Below are 17,668 nucleotides of genomic sequence, written 5' to 3'. Positions count from 1 at the left end.
GTGCCGGGTCCAGGCGGTGGATCCACGTATCGGGTGGACGCTCCCGGCGCCAAGGGCGTGCTGGTCGGGGACGGCGGCGTCCAACACATCCACGTCTACCAAGGCGGCCAGACAGCCGAGCCGACGGGGGACGTCAGCGCCGGGCTGCGCGCGTACCTGGAATCGCTCGCGGAGCGCTACCGGTGGCTGGAGTTGCAGGGAATCCGGGAGGCCGGGTCGCTGCGCATCGAGTTGGACAAGGTCTACGTCGCCCTGAAGGCGGAGCCGGAAAGCGATTACGACCTGCGGCATCGCGCGAAGGTGCACGAGATCGAGGTCCGCGAGGCGGCCGGGGGCAGGTCGATCGATTCGATCGCGCCGACTCACCTGGAGGCCCTGGACGCCGAGAACGTCCGACGGACCCATCAACCACGGCGCGAGGACGCGCGGCGGGCACAGGTGACCGAGGTACGGACGATCGCCGACGTGCTCCGTCGGCACAAACGGATGGTCCTGCTCGGTGGTCCCGGCAGCGGAAAGACCACCCTGGGCCACTGGCTGGCCCTGCAACTCGCTCGCGGGCTCCTCGCCCAACTGGGGCGAGAGGTCGCCCCGCAGGAGGGCACGGACCTGGCGGGCAGCGTCGGCGTCCACGTCCGTGCTGACGCGACGTTCTCGTTCTCCAGGTCGCACGTCGCCTCGATGTTCGCCGTCGACGGGGTGAGCGCCGACGAGGTGAGTGCGATCGGCATCGACGTGCTGCCGACGCGGGGGACGCTGGCGCTGTCCGGAACACCGGTCGTCGTCGACCAGATCGTCAAGATGGATCAGGTGGAACGCCTGACGTTCACCCCTGCCGCCGACGAATGCGGGTCGGGCTATACGCGCCTGCGGTTCTCGGCGTACGACGAGTTGGGGCTGCTGGCCTCGGTGACGATCGTCGTCGACGTGGGGGTGCACGTACAGGTGCCGGTCTCCCAGGTGGACCCGGATCAGCCGCCCACCGTGGGGGACGCGCAGCTTGTCGATCTGGGCCCGGCGCGGCTGCCGGTCTTCCTGCGGCTGGCCCACTTCGCCCGGGAGTTGGCCGAGCGGGAGCGCACGCAGCGACCCACCGTCTCCCTTGACGACTATCTCGGGCGCGACCCGGAAACCCAGGGATGGACAGACGGTCCCGGCTCCGACGCCCGCAACAGCCTGGTACGTCGATTCCTCGAGGCCGGACGGGCGGTGGTCATCCTCGACGGACTCGACGAGCTTCCAGAGGCCAACCGCAGAACCGTCCTGTTGCGGATCCAGGACTTCATCGAGAGGTTCACCGCGCCCAACGCACCGGAGGCCACGGATCTACCCTGGCAGGTCGGCGGCAACCAGGTCGTCGTCACCAGCCGGTACGTCGGCTACAAGCTGATGCCGGTCCGGGGCGGATGCGCCCACTTCGGTATCCAGCCCATGCGACGCCCGGCTGTGGAACAGTTCGCCCGCGCGTGGACGGCGGCGGTCAACGCGGAGCTGGCCGCCGACGACCAGGGCGGCCTGATCGCCGAGGCCCTCATCGAGGAGATCTACGACGACCTGCGACCGGCCATCCGTGAACTGGCCACCAATCCGCTGCTCATCACCATCCTGGCGACGGTCTACTGGGCCGATGGCCGGCTGCCGGACCAACGTGCAGGCGTCTACGACCGGGTGGTGGAGAACCTGTTGCGCATCTGGCTCAGACGCCCGGAATGCCAGGCACAGGGGCTCGGCCGGGAGGAACTGCTGGCAGCCCTGGAACCACTGGCCGCCGAGTTGCAGGGCAACGCCGGAAGCAACGGCCTGGTCGCCCTGGACCGGATCGGTGAACTCATCGAGGGCCCGCTGGCGCTCATGCGGCGGGCGAACCCGGCCGACCGCGCGTTCCGGCCGGCGCTCGACGCCCTGCTGACCACGATCAGGAAACAGGTCGGCCTGCTGGCGGAGCAGAGTTCCGGCAACTACGCCTTCTTCCACCGGACCTTCCAGGAGTTCCTGGCCGCCCGGCACATGCTCTCCGACCGGGAGAACGCCGTGGCGAAGATGGTCGAGCGGCTCGACGACCCGCAGTGGCGGGAACCGCTGCTGCTGGCCCTGGGCTTCGCCATGATCAGCCCGGAGTGGGGTGGACCGCAGGCCAGGACCCGACTGCTCGCCGACGTGCTCGCCGCCGACGACGAGGATCCGCTGTTGCCCCGGGCCGCCATCCTGGTGGTCAACGCTCTGCCCGACCTCACGGACGTGCCGAAGTCGATCGTCGGGCAGGTGGTCCGGCAACTACTCGGACGCTACGCGTTCAGCCAGGACCAACCGCAGGCGGTAGGGCTGCGGGAGGGGATCTGCGAGGCGTTCGTACGGTTGCGTGACGGCCCCCGCGCCGACCTCGTCGCCGAGATGATCGCCGAGGCGATCCGGCGCCCCACCGACGACCACGATCTGGCCGCCGCGGCGGCCGACGTGCTGACGCAGCTGCACTGGTTCACCACGAACACGGTCGAGGCATTCCTGTACGCCGTGCATCGGGATCGGACGGATCTGGACTGGCCGATCCACTGGGCGTTGCTCGCCGCCCTCGGCCAGCCCGTCGGCAGCGCCACCGGGCCGACGCCGACGCTGAACATGTCGCGGCTGCTCGCGGCCCACCTGCCGATGCGCCGGCTCCTCGAGACCAGCCCGGAGCTCATCGCGTTCGTCCGTGCCGACAGCGACTGGTTGTGGCTGCTGATCGCTCTGTACGGCGGGCTGGGTCAGGCTCAGCCGCAGCGACGGCGGGGCGAGCGCCATCCGGAGCCGCGTGCGAAGCCGCAGTCCGACGGCACCGCTGCGACCGAGGAGGACGGGGGGCGCGCGGCGGAGACCGCGCCTATCGAGTTCTGTCCGTCGGACATCGTGCACGACCTTGCCGATCCGGAGTTGAGCCGCCTCCTCCAACGGCACCTCCGCCAGCGGCGACCAGCCGGCGACCTCGTCGAGACCTTCCACACCCGCTGGCGGCATGGCACCAACCCGGCCGGCCGCGCCGACGCCCTCATCGGCCTGGCCGCGCTCGGCGAGGATGTCCTCCCACTGCTCACCGAAGCCGTCGGTGACCGCCAGGCTGCCGCTCAGCAGGCGCTCAGCCGGTTCGGCTGGCTGCGCGCACTGCTGCGGGAACCACTGGTCAGGTCGACGGAGATCGCCGCGCGCACCATCCCCGAGGTGGCACCGGAGACCCACCAACTGGATCTGCTGCGGATCGTCATCGAGGCGCGGACCGCCAGCGGCGGGGGTGCCCTCCAGGTCAGCGATCGGATCCCCGCCCACTGTCTCGTAGCCGCGACATCGGCTCAGGTACGGGAGGCACTGGCGGCCGAGTACTGGGCGTACGTCTTCTCCGGCTCTACCGACGAGCGGCCCGAGGTGCTGTGGGCCAACCTCCGGGCCGCGACCGAGGCGCAACGAGACTGGGCTGACCCACTGGGCGGTGGCTGGTCGATGCTCTCCCGGGCGCGTAACCACCTGTCCCGGCGGCGCCTACCGTGGCCACAGATGATTCTCGCCCCCCGGTGCGACACGCCGACCGAACGGTATCTCGCGATGCTGGATGGAATCGCGACGGCGCCGAGCGAGCGTAACTACCTGGCCGGCTACCTGTTGGGACGGCACCGGTCGATGGTGGATGACAACCCGGCACTGTTGTGGGAGACATTGGCGATCGGCCTGCTGCGCGGGGAGGAGTTCAGGCTGGGGTACTTCGCCGGTGCGAACGGCGACCGGGTCTTCGACTCCACCTGCGCGCCGACCGCCGCTGAACACCTCGCCTCCTGGTCGGACCGGCTCGTCGCTCGTATCGAGCTGGATCAACCGATCGCTGATACGCAGGACACCCCGGCCCTGCGGCCCGTTCTGACGGAGGTCTTCCTCCAACGTACCCAGGGGGTCGACAGACCGGGCGAGGTCAGCCTGGCATCGATCTTCACCATGCTGAGGTACGCCTCTCGGGTCACCGACCCGTACCTGCGGTTCCGCGCCCTGTGGCGGCTGTGCGACAGCCTCGGCCGCGAACACATGCTCGCCCTGCGACTGGACGTCCTCGGCCTCATCGAGAGCATCAGCGACCCGCACGACCAGGCCCGTGCCTTCGAGTGGGTCGTGCTGGCGATCCCCGGCAAACAGGCCTGGCTCGGCCTCGGGGAGATCTTCGATCTGGCCGGGCAGATGGAGGCACTTGCCGCGATAGACGATCCGGAGAACCGGGCCCGCGCCCAGACCCGACTGGCGCTACTCGTGCCGGAGCGGCTGACGGAACTGCGCGACGCCGCAGTCGAATCCGTCGGCCAGATCACCGATCCGTACCGGCGTGCCGAGGTCGTCGCCGACCTACGCGCCGCCCTCGTCTCGAACCTCGCGCAGCCGCTCGACGCTGTCGCCGAGGCCATGCCGGACCCCTGGCTGCGCGCGAAGGCGCACGGCCGTGCCTCCCGCCTGATCACGGCCTACCGGTCGCGCTACGACACCCCGGCGTTGCTCTGGCGGCTGCCGACCGACAGCGGGCCGCACGCCGACGTCAGTTGCCGGCTCGCGCAACCGACCGGGCAACTCGCCTGGGGACTGCTGTTCCTGACCGTCACGGCAGCCGAGGCCGAAGCGCTCGGGGCGACCACTACGGGCGACGGCGACCACTGGGCCCTGCTGCTCGGCCCAGACCTGCCCGTGGGTGTGGAGAGACTGGTCGGCTCGGTGCGGGATGACGCCCTGCGGGTCGGCGCCCGGGAGGTGTCCGTGCTCAACCACGTCATCGGATCGGGTCGGGCCGCAGCCCTCGATCCGCTCTGGGCACACCTGGAGTGCACCGACTCCGGGGCGATGGCGATCATCACCCGTTGGGGTGGTGGCGACCCGGCGGTGAGCGGCTGGAAGGCGTTGGTGCAGGCGGAGGCCGGGCACCTCACTCCGGAGGGTGCCGCAGCCCTCATCGAGCTGGCGGGTGAGTCGACCGATCACCTTCGCCTGCGGGCCGCCCTGGCCCTGCACGGGCGCAACCCGGTGTCGCACAACCGAACTCGCCGCTGGTCCGTGCAACGGGTCGGAGCCAGGACGGTGGAGGTGCTCGCGGACCATGCTCATCGCGACGACTGTCTTCCGTCCGTGCGCAGCACGCTGCGGTGGGTCGCCCACGACATCCACCACGACGACGTCGAGGCGCTCGACAGGTGGTTGGCAGAGGCGGCCGAACAGGACCAGGCGGCCGCGTCCTGGATTCTCGGTTACCTCGAGTCGATCGACCATGAGCTGGTGATGCCGCTGCTGGAGGCTCTTCCCTCCGCGCCGCAGGGCCTGCAACGGACGCTGCTCACCGCGCTGGCCCGGCTGGCGCACTGCGGCGAGGCCCTGCATCCGACCCCTGCTGCGATGCGACGCGCGATCCGGGCGGTGCCGGCCGAGGTCCGGCGGGAGGTGGCAGTCCTTCCCGAAGGGGCGGTGACGTACCTGAAGGTCGTGACGCAGGTGGTGGCCGACGGTGGCGAGGAGGCGCGCCTGGACACCGCGCTCGGGCTGCTGGACGACTCGTACGTCTGGCTCGACGACGGGTGCCTTGACGATGACGCCGCCTGCGTCAACCGGCTCAAGCAGATCGGCGGCGAGTTCTACGTAGCGGTCGGGCCGAACAGCTACTGGGCCAGGGCGGACAAGGCCGCGGCCGAGCTGGCGGAGAACGAGCAGGCGCTACGGCTGCTGCTCTCCTGGGTCCAGCATCTGAGCTTCGGGCAGACCGACAACAAGAACCTGGGGGACCTGCTCACCGCGACCTACGCGCTGGCCCGACAGTCGCCCGACGCGTTCGCAGCCCTGGCGGACCCCGACGAGTGGGAGCCGCTGCTCGCCGAGTGGGCGGAGACGGCCGAGTGGTGGATCGTGCGGCTGTCCGCCGTCCGGCTGCTCGGTCTGCTCCGCCGGGTCACGACCCGGATCACGACGGCCCTGCGTGCGGCCATGAACGACATCTCCTTCGTCCAGCAGGCCGCCTACCAGTCGGTCGCCGAGTTCCGCCAGATGAAGGACGACATCATTCCGGAACTGGTCGACCTGCTGGACGACCGGAATACCGCCGTCGCCGCGGCAACGGCCCGGCTGTTGGTCAGCCTCGCCGATGCCGAGAGCACGACCGTGGACCGGCGCCGGATCCTGCGCGGACTTCAGGACGCGGCAACCGGTTCGCCGCGAGCCCGTCCCGTCCATCTGATGCGGGATCTCGACGATGAGCGGCCGATGTCGATCGAGTTCGTCGATCGGCTGGACCGGATTCTCTACCGGGCGATCTTCGAGCTGAGCGGATTCTGAGCGTCGAACCTCCGGGCCCGGTGCAGTGTGCCGTCGAGCCGGACGAACTGTTCGCCCGGGCCGAGCGACCAGACGTCCGTCGGCGCCAGGCCGAGCAGCGCCTCGGCCTCGGACGCCGCCGCGGTCTCCCTGCTGCCGAAGACCTGCACCGCACCGGAGCCGGCGACGATCTCCGGCCAGCGACTCGGGTACGTGGTGCGGAGCTGGTGCAGGTCGTGCCAGAACGTCCAGGCGCGGACCGCCGATCCGGACCGAAGCCGAAGCACCGCCTCCAGCAGGGGGAAGGGACCGAGTTCCGCACAGTGGTCGAGGAGGAAGAGGGCGGGTAGGATCCCGGCCCTCGATGCTTTCAGGGCGTTGTGCAGCAGGGTGCCGACCCAGACCCGCAGCAGCGGAGCGTGCGTGGCGAGCCGTTCCGGAGGAATCATCAGGTAGACCGTCACGGGTGCTCCGGCACGCATCTCGGACAACGAGAAGCTCGATCGGCTCACGCTGCCCTGCACCTGCGGATTGGCAAACGTCTTGAGGTGCGACGTGAGATGCGTGAGGACGCGGGACCGGGTCACGTCCTCGCGTTGCAGGAAGTCCGCTATCTCCGAGTACGACATCTTCGGAATCTTCTTGCCGATGGTGTCCAGCACCACGGCCAGGTTGTAGATCACGTCGTCCGAGTGCATCGTCACGTAGACCTGGTCGAACGATCGACGTTCCGGGACCGCCGTGAGGTAACCGATCACCGCACTGAGCAGCCCGAACGCGCTCTGCTCGATGCCGCTGCCAGGCGAGTTCCCAGGGACCAGCAGCTCGGCGAGATCCTGACAGCCGGATTCGAGGGCCGGTGACGGCAGACCGTCAAGCAGCGTCATCGGGTCGAGGGCGTCCGACTCGGTTCCAGCCACCTCGAAGGGGTCCAGCCGTACCACCGTGTGGCCCATCGCGCGCCGGGCCGCCGCCGTGGCGGCGTACGCCTCACCGGTCAGGTCGACGGCGACCACCTGACCGGGGTAGGTCAACAGATTCGGAATCAGGCAGGACTGGCACCGGCCCGACCGGTTCGGCGCGATCGTCAGCAGGTGGGCGTTCTCGTCATGGGTGAGCAGCCCGGACGCGGACGAGGTGGCGGACGGTGCACCGTTGCGACTCGGCGGCACGACGTGACCGAGCAGAAGCGACTCGCGACCCACCTCGCTCATTCGCGCCTCAGTCCGCCGACCGGGTGCCGCTGCGGATGCTCCTGCGCCGGACGGCGTCGGTCAGGTCAGTCATCCCGAATCTCCCCGATGGGCCTTGCGACCATGTCGTCTCCCGATTCTGCCTCCCCGAACGCGAGGTGGGCCACACCGCCCGGCGTCCTGTAGGCCATCGGACAGATCGAGGGATGACGAGCCGGTGGTGCGCGGCATACCGACTCGGATGCTGGGTGTGCCTGTTCGGATCACGTTCAGATGATGAAGTGGGTCCAGTAGGCGAGCCAGATGACGAACAGGGCACCCTGGAGCAGCGCGAGCGTGGCGGTCATCCAGACGTCGAGCTGGGGTCGCCGTGCCCAGCGGGCCAGCACCAGGGCCACCGGGAACACGGCGAGCAGGTAGCGCAGCAGGCTCTTGTACACCGGTGGACCCATCGACAGCGGCACCAGCACCATCATCACCCCGTACACCAGGTAGGGCAGGCCCAGGCGGCGGGCGCCGGCGACGAGGACGGCCAGGAACAGCACGGCGATCCAGACCCGTACGGCGTCCGGCGCCGCCCCGGTCAGGCCGTGCCAGAGTACGCCGAGCGGATTCTGCACCCGGATGCCCCAGCCTTGCTCCTGGGTGTGCTTGTAGGCGAACCAGTCGCCGCTCTGCCACCGGCAGAACGCCATGAAGGTGAGCCATCCCGCAGGTAGCAGCAGCAGCGGCCATCCGGATCGTAGGTATCCCCACAGGGCGCGTGGATGCAGCCGGTAGCCGCCCTGCCCGAGCAGTATCAGGGCCAGCGGCAGTGCCACGAAGAACCCGGCCGACCGGCTCAGCGCGAGGAAGAAACCGATGACTCCGACGAGCAGCCAACGTCGCTTCTCCGCGTAGTGGAACGTGGCCAGCGTCAGGCAGAGGAACAGCGATTCGGTGAGCGCCGCGTGGAACAGGAAGGCGGTGGGCAGCAGCACCAGGTACCGCACGAACCGCCGGGCCGCCGGGTCGGTGCCGATGGCAGCACCGCGACCGTCGTTCAGCAGGCACTCGCCGAGTCGGGTGCCGTAGTAGAGCAGGCCGAGGAAGGCCATGTTGGCGATGACCAGCAGCGCCAGTGCGGTGTCGCCGCCCAGCAGCGGGGCGAGGGGGCGGGCGAGGAACGGGTACAGCAGGGGAAAGCCGAAATCCCGCCACGGCTCATCGAGGGGCAGCCGTGCCAGGTGGTCGTAGAGGAACGAGTCCCAGGCGAACCAGAGCGACAGCCACCCGTGCGGTGAGACGTCCCGCTGCTGCTGGCGCATCTGCGCCTCGTCGGGCGGCGGCGCCCAGGGTGTGCCGTCGAAGGCGGCGAGCGTGAGCACCCCGACCAGGGTGAACACGATCTTGGTCCCGAGGAAGACCGCGAGCACGTATGGCCAGGGCGCCGGCACCCGTGCGAGCGCCCGGCCCACCCGGCCCGTCCCGACCATCCGTCCCCCGACCGTCGCGCACGAATCGGGGCCGCCTACCCGGTCCGGCGGCGAGCACACCTGCGCCGAGCAGGTGATGTCGCCGCGATGGCGGGTAACCGGCCGGGTCGGTCGGGGGACGTTAGGTGGCGGAGACATGGACGATGAGCACGGCACCGTAGTGATCGGTGCGGGTCCGGCGGGACTGACCGCGGCGTACGAACTGCTCCGCCACGGCGCGCCGGTGCGGGTCTTCGAGGCCGACGGGGTGGTCGGCGGCATCAGCCGGACGGTGGAACGCGACGGCTGGCGCTTCGATATCGGCGGGCACCGGTTCTTCACGAAGGTGTCCCGGGTCGAGGACTTCTGGCACGAGATCCTGCCGGACGAGGACTTCCTGCTCCGCCCCCGGATGAGCCGGATCTACTACCGGGGGGCGCTCTACGACTACCCGCTCAACGCCGGTAACGCGCTGCGGAACCTGGGACTCTGGGAAGCGGCCCGGTGCATGGCGTCGTACGCGCGGGCCCGGCTGCGGCCACCGAGGGACCAGTCGCACTTCGAGGGGTGGGTGTCGGCCCGGTTCGGCTGGCGGCTCTACTCGATCTTCTTCAAGACGTACACCGAGAAGGTCTGGGGGATGCCGGCCGACCAGTTGCAGGCGGACTGGGCGGCGCAGCGGATCAAGAACCTGTCGCTGGCCAAGGCGGTCCGCAACGCGGTGCTGCCGAAACGCAACCGCACGGACGTGACCAGCCTGATCGAGGAGTTCCAGTACCCGAAGCTGGGGCCGGGCATGATGTGGGAACGCTGCGCCGAGCAGGTACGGCGACACGGCGGCACCGTGCAGACCGGTACCTGGATCACCACTGTGCACCGCGACCCGCATCGACGTCGGGCGACAGCGGTCACCGTCGACGGCGTCGACGGCCGACGCACCGAGCCGGCCGACCACGTCATCTCCTCGATGCCCATCTCGGAACTGGTGGCCGCGCTGCGTCCGGCCCCGCCGCCGCAGGTCCTCGCCGCCGCCGAGGATCTGCGCCACCGGGACTTCCTCACCGTGGCGCTGGTGGTGCCGGCGGAGTTCTCCTTCCCCGACAACTGGATCTACGTGCACGATCCGCAGGTGCGGGCGGGCCGTATCCAGAACTTCGGCTCCTGGTCGCCGTACCTGGTCAAGGACGGTCGTACCTGCCTTGGCCTGGAGTACTTCGTGTCGGTGGACGACGAGACCTGGCGTACGCCCGATGCGGAGTTGATCGCCGCCGCGACCCGGGAGTTGGAGACGCTGGGCCTGGTCCGCCCCGGGGTGGTCGAGGCCGGCTACGTGGTGCGGATGCCGAAGGCGTACCCGGTGTACGACGAGCGCTACCAACACAACGTCGACGTGATCCGGCAGTGGCTGGCCTGCGAGGTGCCGAATGTGCACCCGGTGGGGCGCAACGGCATGCACCGCTACAACAATCAGGATCACTCGATGCTGACGGCGATGCTGACCGTCGAGAACATCGTGCGGGACGCCGGCCACGACGTCTGGTCGGTCAACGTGGAGCAGGACTACCACGAGGAGACCTCCCGCGGCGACGGGCGGCACGGCACCGGCCGTGACGCGCCGCTGATGCCGGCCCCGCCGCTGCCCGCCGTGACCACCCTCGCTGTCGAGATCCCCGTGGACGCCGACCGCAACACGGGTGTGCCGCGCTGATCTGGGAGCTTTCAGGACACCCGCTCGGATCGCGCCGGGACGCCGAAACGTTTGCCATCGTGCCGTCGATGCTCTGTCGTGGCGGCGGGCCGCAGGAGTCGTTCGCCCCAGGCCAGCACCGCAGCGACGACCCCGAGCAGGGCACCGATCAACACCGTGCCGCGTACGCCGTGGTTCGGCAGGAGGAGACCGCCGATCAGGGCCCCGGCGGTGATGCCGACGTTGACCGCGGCGGAGACGGTGGCGGCGGCCAGGTCGGACCGTCCGGGCGCCACCTGGAGCACCAGGCCCCCCAGGGCGGCGGTGATCGCGGCGAAGGCGAGTCCGGCCACCGCGATCAGGCCGACGGCCACCGCCGGTCGGTGGCCGAAGGTGTAGAGGCCGAGCAGGGCCCCCGACTGCAACGCGACGGTCGCGGTCAGGACCGTCCACGGGCTGCGGTCCACCACCGCGGCGACGGTGAGGATGCCGAGGACGCTGGCGATACCGCGTACCAGCAGGATGGCCCCGACGGATGTGGCGGCGAAGCCGGCGACCTCGGTGACGAAGATCGCGACATAGGTGTAACCGGCGATGGCGCCGGTGGTGGCGAGGACGGCCACCGTCACCAGCAGCCAGAAGCGGCGGGCGTCGGGCGTGGTACCGCGAGCGGCATGTCCCTGGTCGGGCCGGGTGGAGGGCAGGAGCGAGGCCACCGTGGCGAGCACGATCGCCCCGAGCGCGGCGACCGCCAGGAACGAGACCCGCCAGCCGGCGCGCTCACCCAGCCAGGTCCCGGCCGGTACTCCGAGGGCCAGCGCGACCGTGCCGCCGGCGAAGACGACCGCGACCACCCGTCCGCGTAGTCGAGGTGGGAACAGTTCGGCCGCTGCCGGCACCACGACCGCCCAGAACAGCGCGTGGGTGGCGGCGGTCGCCATCCGGGCCGCCAGGAGCAGCGGAAGGTCGTCCGCCACCACCGTGATCGCGGTGCTGAGGACGAAGCCGGCCAGCAGGGCCGACAGCAGCCGTCGGCGGGGGATGGTCCGGACCAGCGCGGTCAACGGGACCGAGGCGACCATCACCACCGCGCCGTACACGGTGACGAGCAGGCCGACCTGTGACGGTGTGACGGCGAGGTCCACGGCCATGGGCAGTAGCAGTCCGATGGGCAGCGCCTCGGCGGTGGTGTAGAGGAAGGTCCCTCCGGACAGGCCGATCAACGCCCCCACTGCCCGACTGCGCCTCATCCGAGCCCTCCCCACTGTTACCTCCTAAATCGGATACGGAGGAAACTAAGCGCCACTCGTCGATGGGTCAACTGGTAAAGTGGATTTCGATGGAAACACTCGAGGACGTCACACGGATGCGCCTGGTGGGGGGCAACCTCGCCCTGGATTTCGTCAACACCCGCTCCGGTCCACCCGCCGGAGCGCCGGATGAGGACACGCTCACCAGCTACCCCGACCTGGTCGCCTGGGGTGTGTACGCGGGCACGCTCACCCCGGCGCAGGCGGCAGCGCTACGCCGGGGTTCTCGCGAGGATCCGGGCGGCGCGGAGGCCGCCTTCGGGCAGGCGCTGCGTACCCGCGACTACCTCGACGAGGTGTTCCGGGCGCTGGCCACCGACCGGGACCCGAGCGCGTCCGCACTGGCCAGCCTGCGAGACGACGAAGCGGACGCGTTGCGCCACGCACAACTCGATCGCGACCACACCTTCGTGTGGACCTGGCGTACCGACGACACCCTCGCCCGGCCACTGCGACCGGTCGTGCACGCGGCCGCCCAACTGCTCACCACGGGCCAACTGAACCGAGTCAAGGGCTGCGGAGGCTGCCGGTTCCTCTTCTATGACGAGAGCAAGAACCGCAGCCGTCGCTGGTGCAGCATGGACGACTGCGGCACCGCCGAGAAGATCCGCCGCTACCTCACCGCCCGCCAAGGCCGCCGCGCCCGGTGAGACGGCGTCCCGTCCGCCGGTGATGCCGGCGTTACCGGGATGACCCGCCGGTGAAACCCGCCATTGAGATCGTCACCCATCGATCTCGGCAAGGAGGCGGGCGATGACCAGTTCCACCACCCGGCGTCAGTTCCTGCAAGCCGTCGGGGTGTCCGGCGGAGCGGGGGTCCTCTACGGCACCATGGCCGCTCTCGGCCTGGCGCCACCGGCACAGGCGGCGCCACCGTTTCGGGCGCCGAACCGATCGGACTTCACCCTGACCGGCCGGTCCGCGAAGTCCGTCCTGGTCCTCGGTGCCGGCATCGCCGGGCTGGCCGCCGCGTACGAACTCGGCAAGGCCGGCTACCGGGTGCAGATCCTGGAGGCCCGCAACCGTCCCGGCGGTCGCAACTGGACGGTGCGGGGCGGCACGGTCGAGACCGACCTGGACGGGCACACCCAGCGGGCCCGCTTCGCCGGTGGCCAGTACCTCAACGCCGGGCCGGCGCGGATCGCCCAGCACATGGTGACCATGGACTACTGCCGGGAACTGGGTGTGCCGGTCGAGATCTTCGGCAACCAGAACGCGGACGGCTACTACTTCAACGACAACGTCGGCGCCCTCTCCGGGCGACCCGTCCGGCACCGGGAGGCCAAGGCCGACGTCTACGGGTACGTCTCCGAACTGCTCGCCAAGGCCACCGACCAGGGTGCCCTGGACACCCACCTCACCGGCGAGGACAAGGAGCGGCTGCTGGAGTTCCTGCGCTCCTTCGGCGCCATCGGTCCCCGGGTGTCCGGTGACCCGGCGGCCAGTTGGCGGTACACCGGCACCAACCGGCGCGGCTACGAGGTGGAACCGGGCGCCGGCTTCCAGGCGGGCACTCCCAGACTCACCCCCTACCCGCTGTCCGACGTGCTGGCCAGCGGTGTCGGCCGGTACTTCTCCTTCGAGTTCGGCTACGACCAGGCGATGCTGATGTTCCAGCCGGTCGGGGGAATGGACCGCATCGCGTACGCGCTGGAGGAGGCCGTGGGGCGGCGCCACATCAGCTACGACGCGGAGGTCCGCTCCCTCACGAACACCGGCTCCGGGGTGTCCGTGGTCTACACCGGCCCCGGCGGCAGACTGCGCACCGCGACCGCGGACTTCTGCGTCTGCACCATCCCGCCGCAGGTGCTGGCGAAGATCCCCTCGAACCTCACCGAGCCGGTCAAGACCGCCCTGACGTACGCCTCCCCGAACACCACCGGCAAGATCGGGTTGCAGTACCGTCGGCGGTGGTGGGAGCAGGACGAGAAGATCTACTCCGGCATCACCAACACCAACCTGGACCTGTCCGCGATCTGGTACCCCTCCTACGGCTACCACGGCGCGAAGGGGGTCGTGGTCGGGTACTACAACAACGGGGCCAACGCCCGGGCGTACGCCGCCCTGTCCCCGGCGGACCGGGAGGCCCGCGCGGTCGCCCAGGGGGTACGCATCCACGGCGAGAAGTACCGCACCGAGCTGGAGACCTCCTTCTCGGTGGCCTGGGAACGCACCCGCTACTCCGAGGGCGGCTGGGTGTCGTGGCCCTCGCGCACCACCGGCGGACACTACGGACGGCTGCTGGAGCCCGACGGGCGGGTGTACTTCGCCGGTGACCACCTCAGTCACTACATCGCCTGGCAGGCCGGGGCCTTCGAGTCGGCCCGTCTGGTCGTCACCGATTTGCACGCCCGGGTCATGGCTGGCTGAGGCGTCGGGTGAGTCAGTCGGGGCGGTGACTGTTGGTGTGGCCCACCCGCAGGACGAGGGCCTCGACCCAGCGTTCGAACCGGCTGCTGCCACCGCCGAGCAGCCCGGTCAACTCGTCCGCGGTCACCCCGCCCCGGGCGGCCAGGGACTCGACCAGGGTGCGCAGCCGACGGTGGTCGTCGTCGGCCGACCCCTCACTGAAACCGCCCGTGCCCAGGTGACGTTGCACATCCTGGAGGATGTCCATCATCTGCGGCAGGGTCTCGATGATCTGCGACAGACCGGCCTCCCGCGGGCTGGTCGAGCCGCGTAGCTCCTGAAGGGTGAGGGCGACCGACATCGGGGTGACGATGTCGGCGCCCTCCCCGAAGGCGTCGATGGCCCGGCCCAGCTGATCCTTGGCGTGGTGCACGCTGTCCAGGTCGGTGTGGTCGACCAGGATCACCCGCATGCCCTGCACGTCGAAGGGCAGTTGTTGGCCCTTCGCCAGCAACTGCACGAAGGGTTTGCGCAGGGCGTGCCGCACCGCCAGTTCGTAGAAGACATTGGGATTCTGGTCGGTGAGGTCGGCGATGACCAGATCGTTCTGAATGATCCGGTCCAGCACCTGCGAGGTGATCATGCCGGCGCGTTCGATCTCGTCGCCCCGCACGGCCACGTAGCCCCGCTCCTCGACCACCGGTCGGATGACGTGCTTGAGGATCTGGTCGCTGCGTTTGCGGATCTCCGAGCCCTCCGGGCCGATCGGTGCGATCACGAAACACTCACGGCGCATTGATCGATCGTTGTCCTCCCCCATGGACCCAGCGTAGTGGAGTTCAGCGATACGAGTTGTCAGCCGGTCGGCGTGCGAGACCGGTCCCACCGGGCGCGATGTTCGGCGAGTAGCCGACCGGCCTGCTCGGCGGCCAGGGCGCTGACCGGTTCCCGTACCCAACCGGCGAGGACTGCGGCCATGCCGTCGACCAGGTGCCGACCCACCGGGGTCAGTCGCCGCTGCGCGGCCAGCACCCGTACGGTGTCGTCGGCCGCCCGGCTCCACCGGGCGAACCCGACCTCGGCGCGGTACCGGGCCGCACCGTCGACCGTCACCCGCACCTGCCGACGCCAGAACCCCGCCACCCCCAGATGGGCGTACACGCCGTGTAGCAGGCCCTCCAGCGGCCGGGGGTCGGTGCGCCACGGCGCGTAGAACAGCTCGGGTGGGCCCGGTTCCAGCAGGGCGAACATGTCGTTGAGCGCGGCCAGTTTGGCGTGCTGGATCTCGTGGGCGAGCACGACGGCGGCGGATCGGCCGTCCGGCGGCAACGACATGGCCACCGCCCCGAAGGCGTGGTGGAAGGTGCCGCTGCGGCTGCCGCCGCCCGGCGAGGGGACCGGCACCAGTGCGCGTAAGACGCCGGACAACTCCTCGGCGACCGGTCGATGCTGCTCGACCAGCAGACGCCACGCCTCCTCCAGGTGCAACCGCCAAGCGCCGGTCAGCCCGCCACCGATGCGGTGGCCGGCGCCGATCCCCGGCACATGCCGCCAACTGCGGGTGTCCAGCAGCAGGGACAACCGCAGCCCGTGGTGGGCCAGATCCAACCGGGGCACCGGCTGCCAGCGCGGGTCGGTCGAGCCGGCACCGATGTCGACCCGCTCGCCTGCGCCGTAGGCCCAGACGTGTCCGTGGGTGACCCGCAGCCGGGCGCGGGTGGCGTCGGCCGGCAACGTCGCCGTACCCAGGCCGGGCAGATCCAACCGGCCGGCCGCGCCGGCCGCGAGCGGCACGTCGAGGTCGGCCTCCACTCCCGCGCGTACGGCGGCAGTGGCCGCCACCGCCGCCAGCAGCCCGGGGTACGCCTGCGCCGCGCCGTCCCCGTCGAGCAACGCCGCGGTGCCGAACGCCCACGCGGCGACCGGTGGATGCCCGAGCGTCGCCGCCCGCTGCTCGGACCGGAGCCCGGCCAGCAGCCGGTAGGCCGCCTCGATCGCGGCCCGGTCGGGGTGTCCCCGCTCGCGCAGCAGCGCGATGATCGCGCGGACCAGCAGCATCGACTTGCTGTGCTGGGCGGCCCGTAACAGGGCCACCCCGTCCGCGCCGCCGCGCCCGGCGGCCAACTCGTCGAGGACCACCCGGGGCAGCCGATGTTCGCCGGGGATCATCGGGTCGCCCCGGACAGCGCCGCGAGGTCACGTCGTATGGTGCGCCCGATGTGGCTGATCAAGGCGTACAGGTCGGGGCAGTAGACCGACGGATTGTCGAAGCCGGTGTCGGCTCGCCAGCGGTGGGTACGCAACCCGCCGCCGCACACCCGCCGCAGGTCGCAGGCTTGGCAGGTGGCGCAGAGGGCCGCCGACCCGGCCTGCTGCGCGCGGACCGCCGGTAGGTCGAGTGCGTCGTCGAACCGGTCCCGCAGCACGTGCAGCCCGGTGTGGGCGGCACCGCTGTGCGCGGCGGCGAGCGTGTCGTCCATCTCGATCGCCCCGTCGGTCTGCACCACCGCCACCGCGGCGGGGCTGGTGCCCACCCCGGCGAGTCGGGAGGTGCCGCCGAGCAGCACCTGGATGATCTCGTCGAAGAGGCGGATCCGCACCGGTGGCCCGGGTGCGTGGTACCACTGCTCGAAGACCTTGATCAGCCACTGCGCGTACGGGGTCGGGTCAGGCTGCGGCACCCGCCCGGGTGGGGGAGTGCTCCAGGTGCCGTGCGGCAGCAGGAAGTCCATGGTCGGCGGCCGGTGCGCCAGCAGGCTGCGGTACGTGGTCACCGGGTCGTTGCGCAGGTCGACGGTGCACAGCAGACCGTTGAACAGGTGCGGATAACCGGTGGTGAGCCGGCGTATCGCCGCCTCGACCCGGTCGTGACTGCCGCGCCCGTCGGGCCCGCGCCGATGCCGGTCGTGGGCGGCCCGGTCACCGTCGAGACTGAGGCTGATCCGCACGTCGAGCCGGTCGAACAGCCGCAGGTACGCCTCGTCCAGCCGGATGCCGTTGGTCTGCACCGTGATCCGGGCCGGCACCGGCGCGGTGCCCTGTCGGATGGCCGACACGGCGCTCTCGATCCGCGCCGGCCCGGCCAGCAGCGGTTCGCCACCGTGCAGGATCACCGAGACGGTGTCGAGTCGGTGCGCGCGGGCATGGTCGCCGATGCGGCGCGCGGTCGTGTCGAGCACCCGGGGCGACATCATCCGGGGCAGGTCCCGCCAACGCTGGTCGGCCATCGTGTAGACGTAGCAGTGGTCGCAGGCCAGGTCACAGCGACTGTGCAACTTGAGCACGAACTGGCGGAAGGCTATCGGCGGGGCGCGGCGGACGGTCGAATCACCGGCTGGCCGGTGCCCGTCGTCTGATTCGGGCATCAGGGGGCTCCAA

Annotated in this window: 10 protein-coding genes; 4 read left to right on the top strand and 6 right to left on the bottom strand. The window is 70.4% G+C overall.

Annotated elements, in window-relative coordinates:
- Window positions 1-33: 33 nt before the first annotated feature.
- Window positions 34-6,318 carry an NACHT domain-containing protein gene (locus ACLQ2T_RS14310; protein ID WP_425766567.1) on the top strand — a complete coding sequence of 2,095 codons (6,285 nt, stop codon included), beginning with the start codon at window positions 34-36 and terminating at the stop codon, window positions 6,316-6,318.
- Here ACLQ2T_RS14310 and ACLQ2T_RS14305 read toward each other — a convergent pair.
- Together ACLQ2T_RS14305 and ACLQ2T_RS14300 are read right to left on the bottom strand one after the other, a co-directional pair.
- Window positions 6,285-7,511, bottom strand: coding sequence for a type IV secretory system conjugative DNA transfer family protein (locus tag ACLQ2T_RS14305; protein WP_425766566.1), 1,227 nt, complete (start codon window positions 7,509-7,511; stop codon window positions 6,285-6,287). The genes ACLQ2T_RS14310 and ACLQ2T_RS14305 overlap by 34 nt on opposite strands.
- Before the next feature lie 248 nt (window positions 7,512-7,759).
- Window positions 7,760-8,965 (bottom strand): hypothetical protein, encoded by a 1,206-nt coding sequence (locus tag ACLQ2T_RS14300; RefSeq protein WP_425766565.1) that lies wholly within the window; start codon window positions 8,963-8,965, stop codon window positions 7,760-7,762.
- A gap of 136 nt (window positions 8,966-9,101) precedes the next feature.
- Between ACLQ2T_RS14300 and ACLQ2T_RS14295 the strand changes: the two genes are divergently transcribed.
- Window positions 9,102-10,652 carry an NAD(P)/FAD-dependent oxidoreductase gene (locus tag ACLQ2T_RS14295; protein WP_425766564.1) on the top strand — a complete coding sequence of 517 codons (1,551 nt, stop codon included), beginning with the start codon at window positions 9,102-9,104 and terminating at the stop codon, window positions 10,650-10,652.
- Between the two features lie 11 nt (window positions 10,653-10,663).
- On the opposite strand, the gene ACLQ2T_RS14290 is transcribed toward ACLQ2T_RS14295, so the two are convergent.
- Window positions 10,664-11,881 carry an MFS transporter gene (locus tag ACLQ2T_RS14290; protein WP_425766563.1) on the bottom strand — a complete coding sequence of 406 codons (1,218 nt, stop codon included), beginning with the start codon at window positions 11,879-11,881 and terminating at the stop codon, window positions 10,664-10,666.
- Window positions 11,882-11,970: 89 nt separating this feature from the next.
- On the opposite strand from ACLQ2T_RS14290, the gene ACLQ2T_RS14285 reads away from it, so the two are divergent.
- A complete protein-coding gene (locus ACLQ2T_RS14285) occupies window positions 11,971-12,591 on the top strand; it encodes a CGNR zinc finger domain-containing protein (RefSeq protein WP_425766562.1) in 621 nt (206 codons plus the stop codon).
- A 103-nt stretch (window positions 12,592-12,694) separates the two neighbouring features.
- Window positions 12,695-14,311, top strand: coding sequence for a flavin monoamine oxidase family protein (locus ACLQ2T_RS14280; protein ID WP_425766561.1), 1,617 nt, complete (start codon window positions 12,695-12,697; stop codon window positions 14,309-14,311).
- Between the two features lie 13 nt (window positions 14,312-14,324).
- Here ACLQ2T_RS14280 and ACLQ2T_RS14275 read toward each other — a convergent pair whose 3' ends face one another.
- From ACLQ2T_RS14275 to ACLQ2T_RS14265, 3 genes are read right to left on the bottom strand one after another with little or no spacing between them, the layout of a single operon-like run.
- Window positions 14,325-15,086, bottom strand: coding sequence for a hypothetical protein (locus ACLQ2T_RS14275; RefSeq protein WP_425766560.1), 762 nt, complete (start codon window positions 15,084-15,086; stop codon window positions 14,325-14,327).
- A 59-nt stretch (window positions 15,087-15,145) separates the two neighbouring features.
- Window positions 15,146-16,459: an HEXXH motif domain-containing protein gene (locus tag ACLQ2T_RS14270; RefSeq protein ID WP_425766559.1), complete on the bottom strand. Its 1,314-nt coding sequence runs from the start codon at window positions 16,457-16,459 to the stop codon at window positions 15,146-15,148.
- Window positions 16,456-17,655 (bottom strand): FxsB family cyclophane-forming radical SAM/SPASM peptide maturase, encoded by a 1,200-nt coding sequence (locus ACLQ2T_RS14265; protein ID WP_425766558.1) that lies wholly within the window; start codon window positions 17,653-17,655, stop codon window positions 16,456-16,458. The genes ACLQ2T_RS14270 and ACLQ2T_RS14265 overlap by 4 nt, the downstream gene beginning before the upstream one ends.
- Window positions 17,656-17,668 lie beyond the last annotated feature (13 nt).

The sequence above is a fragment of the Micromonospora sp. DT229 genome, assembly GCF_049844505.1.
GTDB lineage: Bacteria > Actinomycetota > Actinomycetes > Mycobacteriales > Micromonosporaceae > Micromonospora.
Note: the sequence above shows the minus strand (reverse complement) of the source record. Positions and strands in the feature narration are given on the sequence as shown.

What these genes read in the sequence shown, in the direction of transcription:
- ACLQ2T_RS14305 (WP_425766566.1), bottom strand. Translation starts at nt 7,511, where the DNA reads ATGAGCGAGGTGGGTCGCGAGTCGCTTCTGCTCGGTCACGTCGTGCCG.
- ACLQ2T_RS14300 (WP_425766565.1), bottom strand. Translation starts at nt 8,965, where the DNA reads ATGGTCGGGACGGGCCGGGTGGGCCGGGCGCTCGCACGGGTGCCGGCG.
- ACLQ2T_RS14295 (WP_425766564.1), top strand. Translation starts at nt 9,102, where the DNA reads ATGGACGATGAGCACGGCACCGTAGTGATCGGTGCGGGTCCGGCGGGA.
- ACLQ2T_RS14290 (WP_425766563.1), bottom strand. Translation starts at nt 11,881, where the DNA reads ATGAGGCGCAGTCGGGCAGTGGGGGCGTTGATCGGCCTGTCCGGAGGG.
- ACLQ2T_RS14285 (WP_425766562.1), top strand. Translation starts at nt 11,971, where the DNA reads ATGGAAACACTCGAGGACGTCACACGGATGCGCCTGGTGGGGGGCAAC.
- ACLQ2T_RS14280 (WP_425766561.1), top strand. Translation starts at nt 12,695, where the DNA reads ATGACCAGTTCCACCACCCGGCGTCAGTTCCTGCAAGCCGTCGGGGTG.
- ACLQ2T_RS14275 (WP_425766560.1), bottom strand. Translation starts at nt 15,086, where the DNA reads ATGCGCCGTGAGTGTTTCGTGATCGCACCGATCGGCCCGGAGGGCTCG.
- ACLQ2T_RS14270 (WP_425766559.1), bottom strand. Translation starts at nt 16,459, where the DNA reads ATGATCCCCGGCGAACATCGGCTGCCCCGGGTGGTCCTCGACGAGTTG.
- ACLQ2T_RS14265 (WP_425766558.1), bottom strand. Translation starts at nt 17,655, where the DNA reads ATGCCCGAATCAGACGACGGGCACCGGCCAGCCGGTGATTCGACCGTC.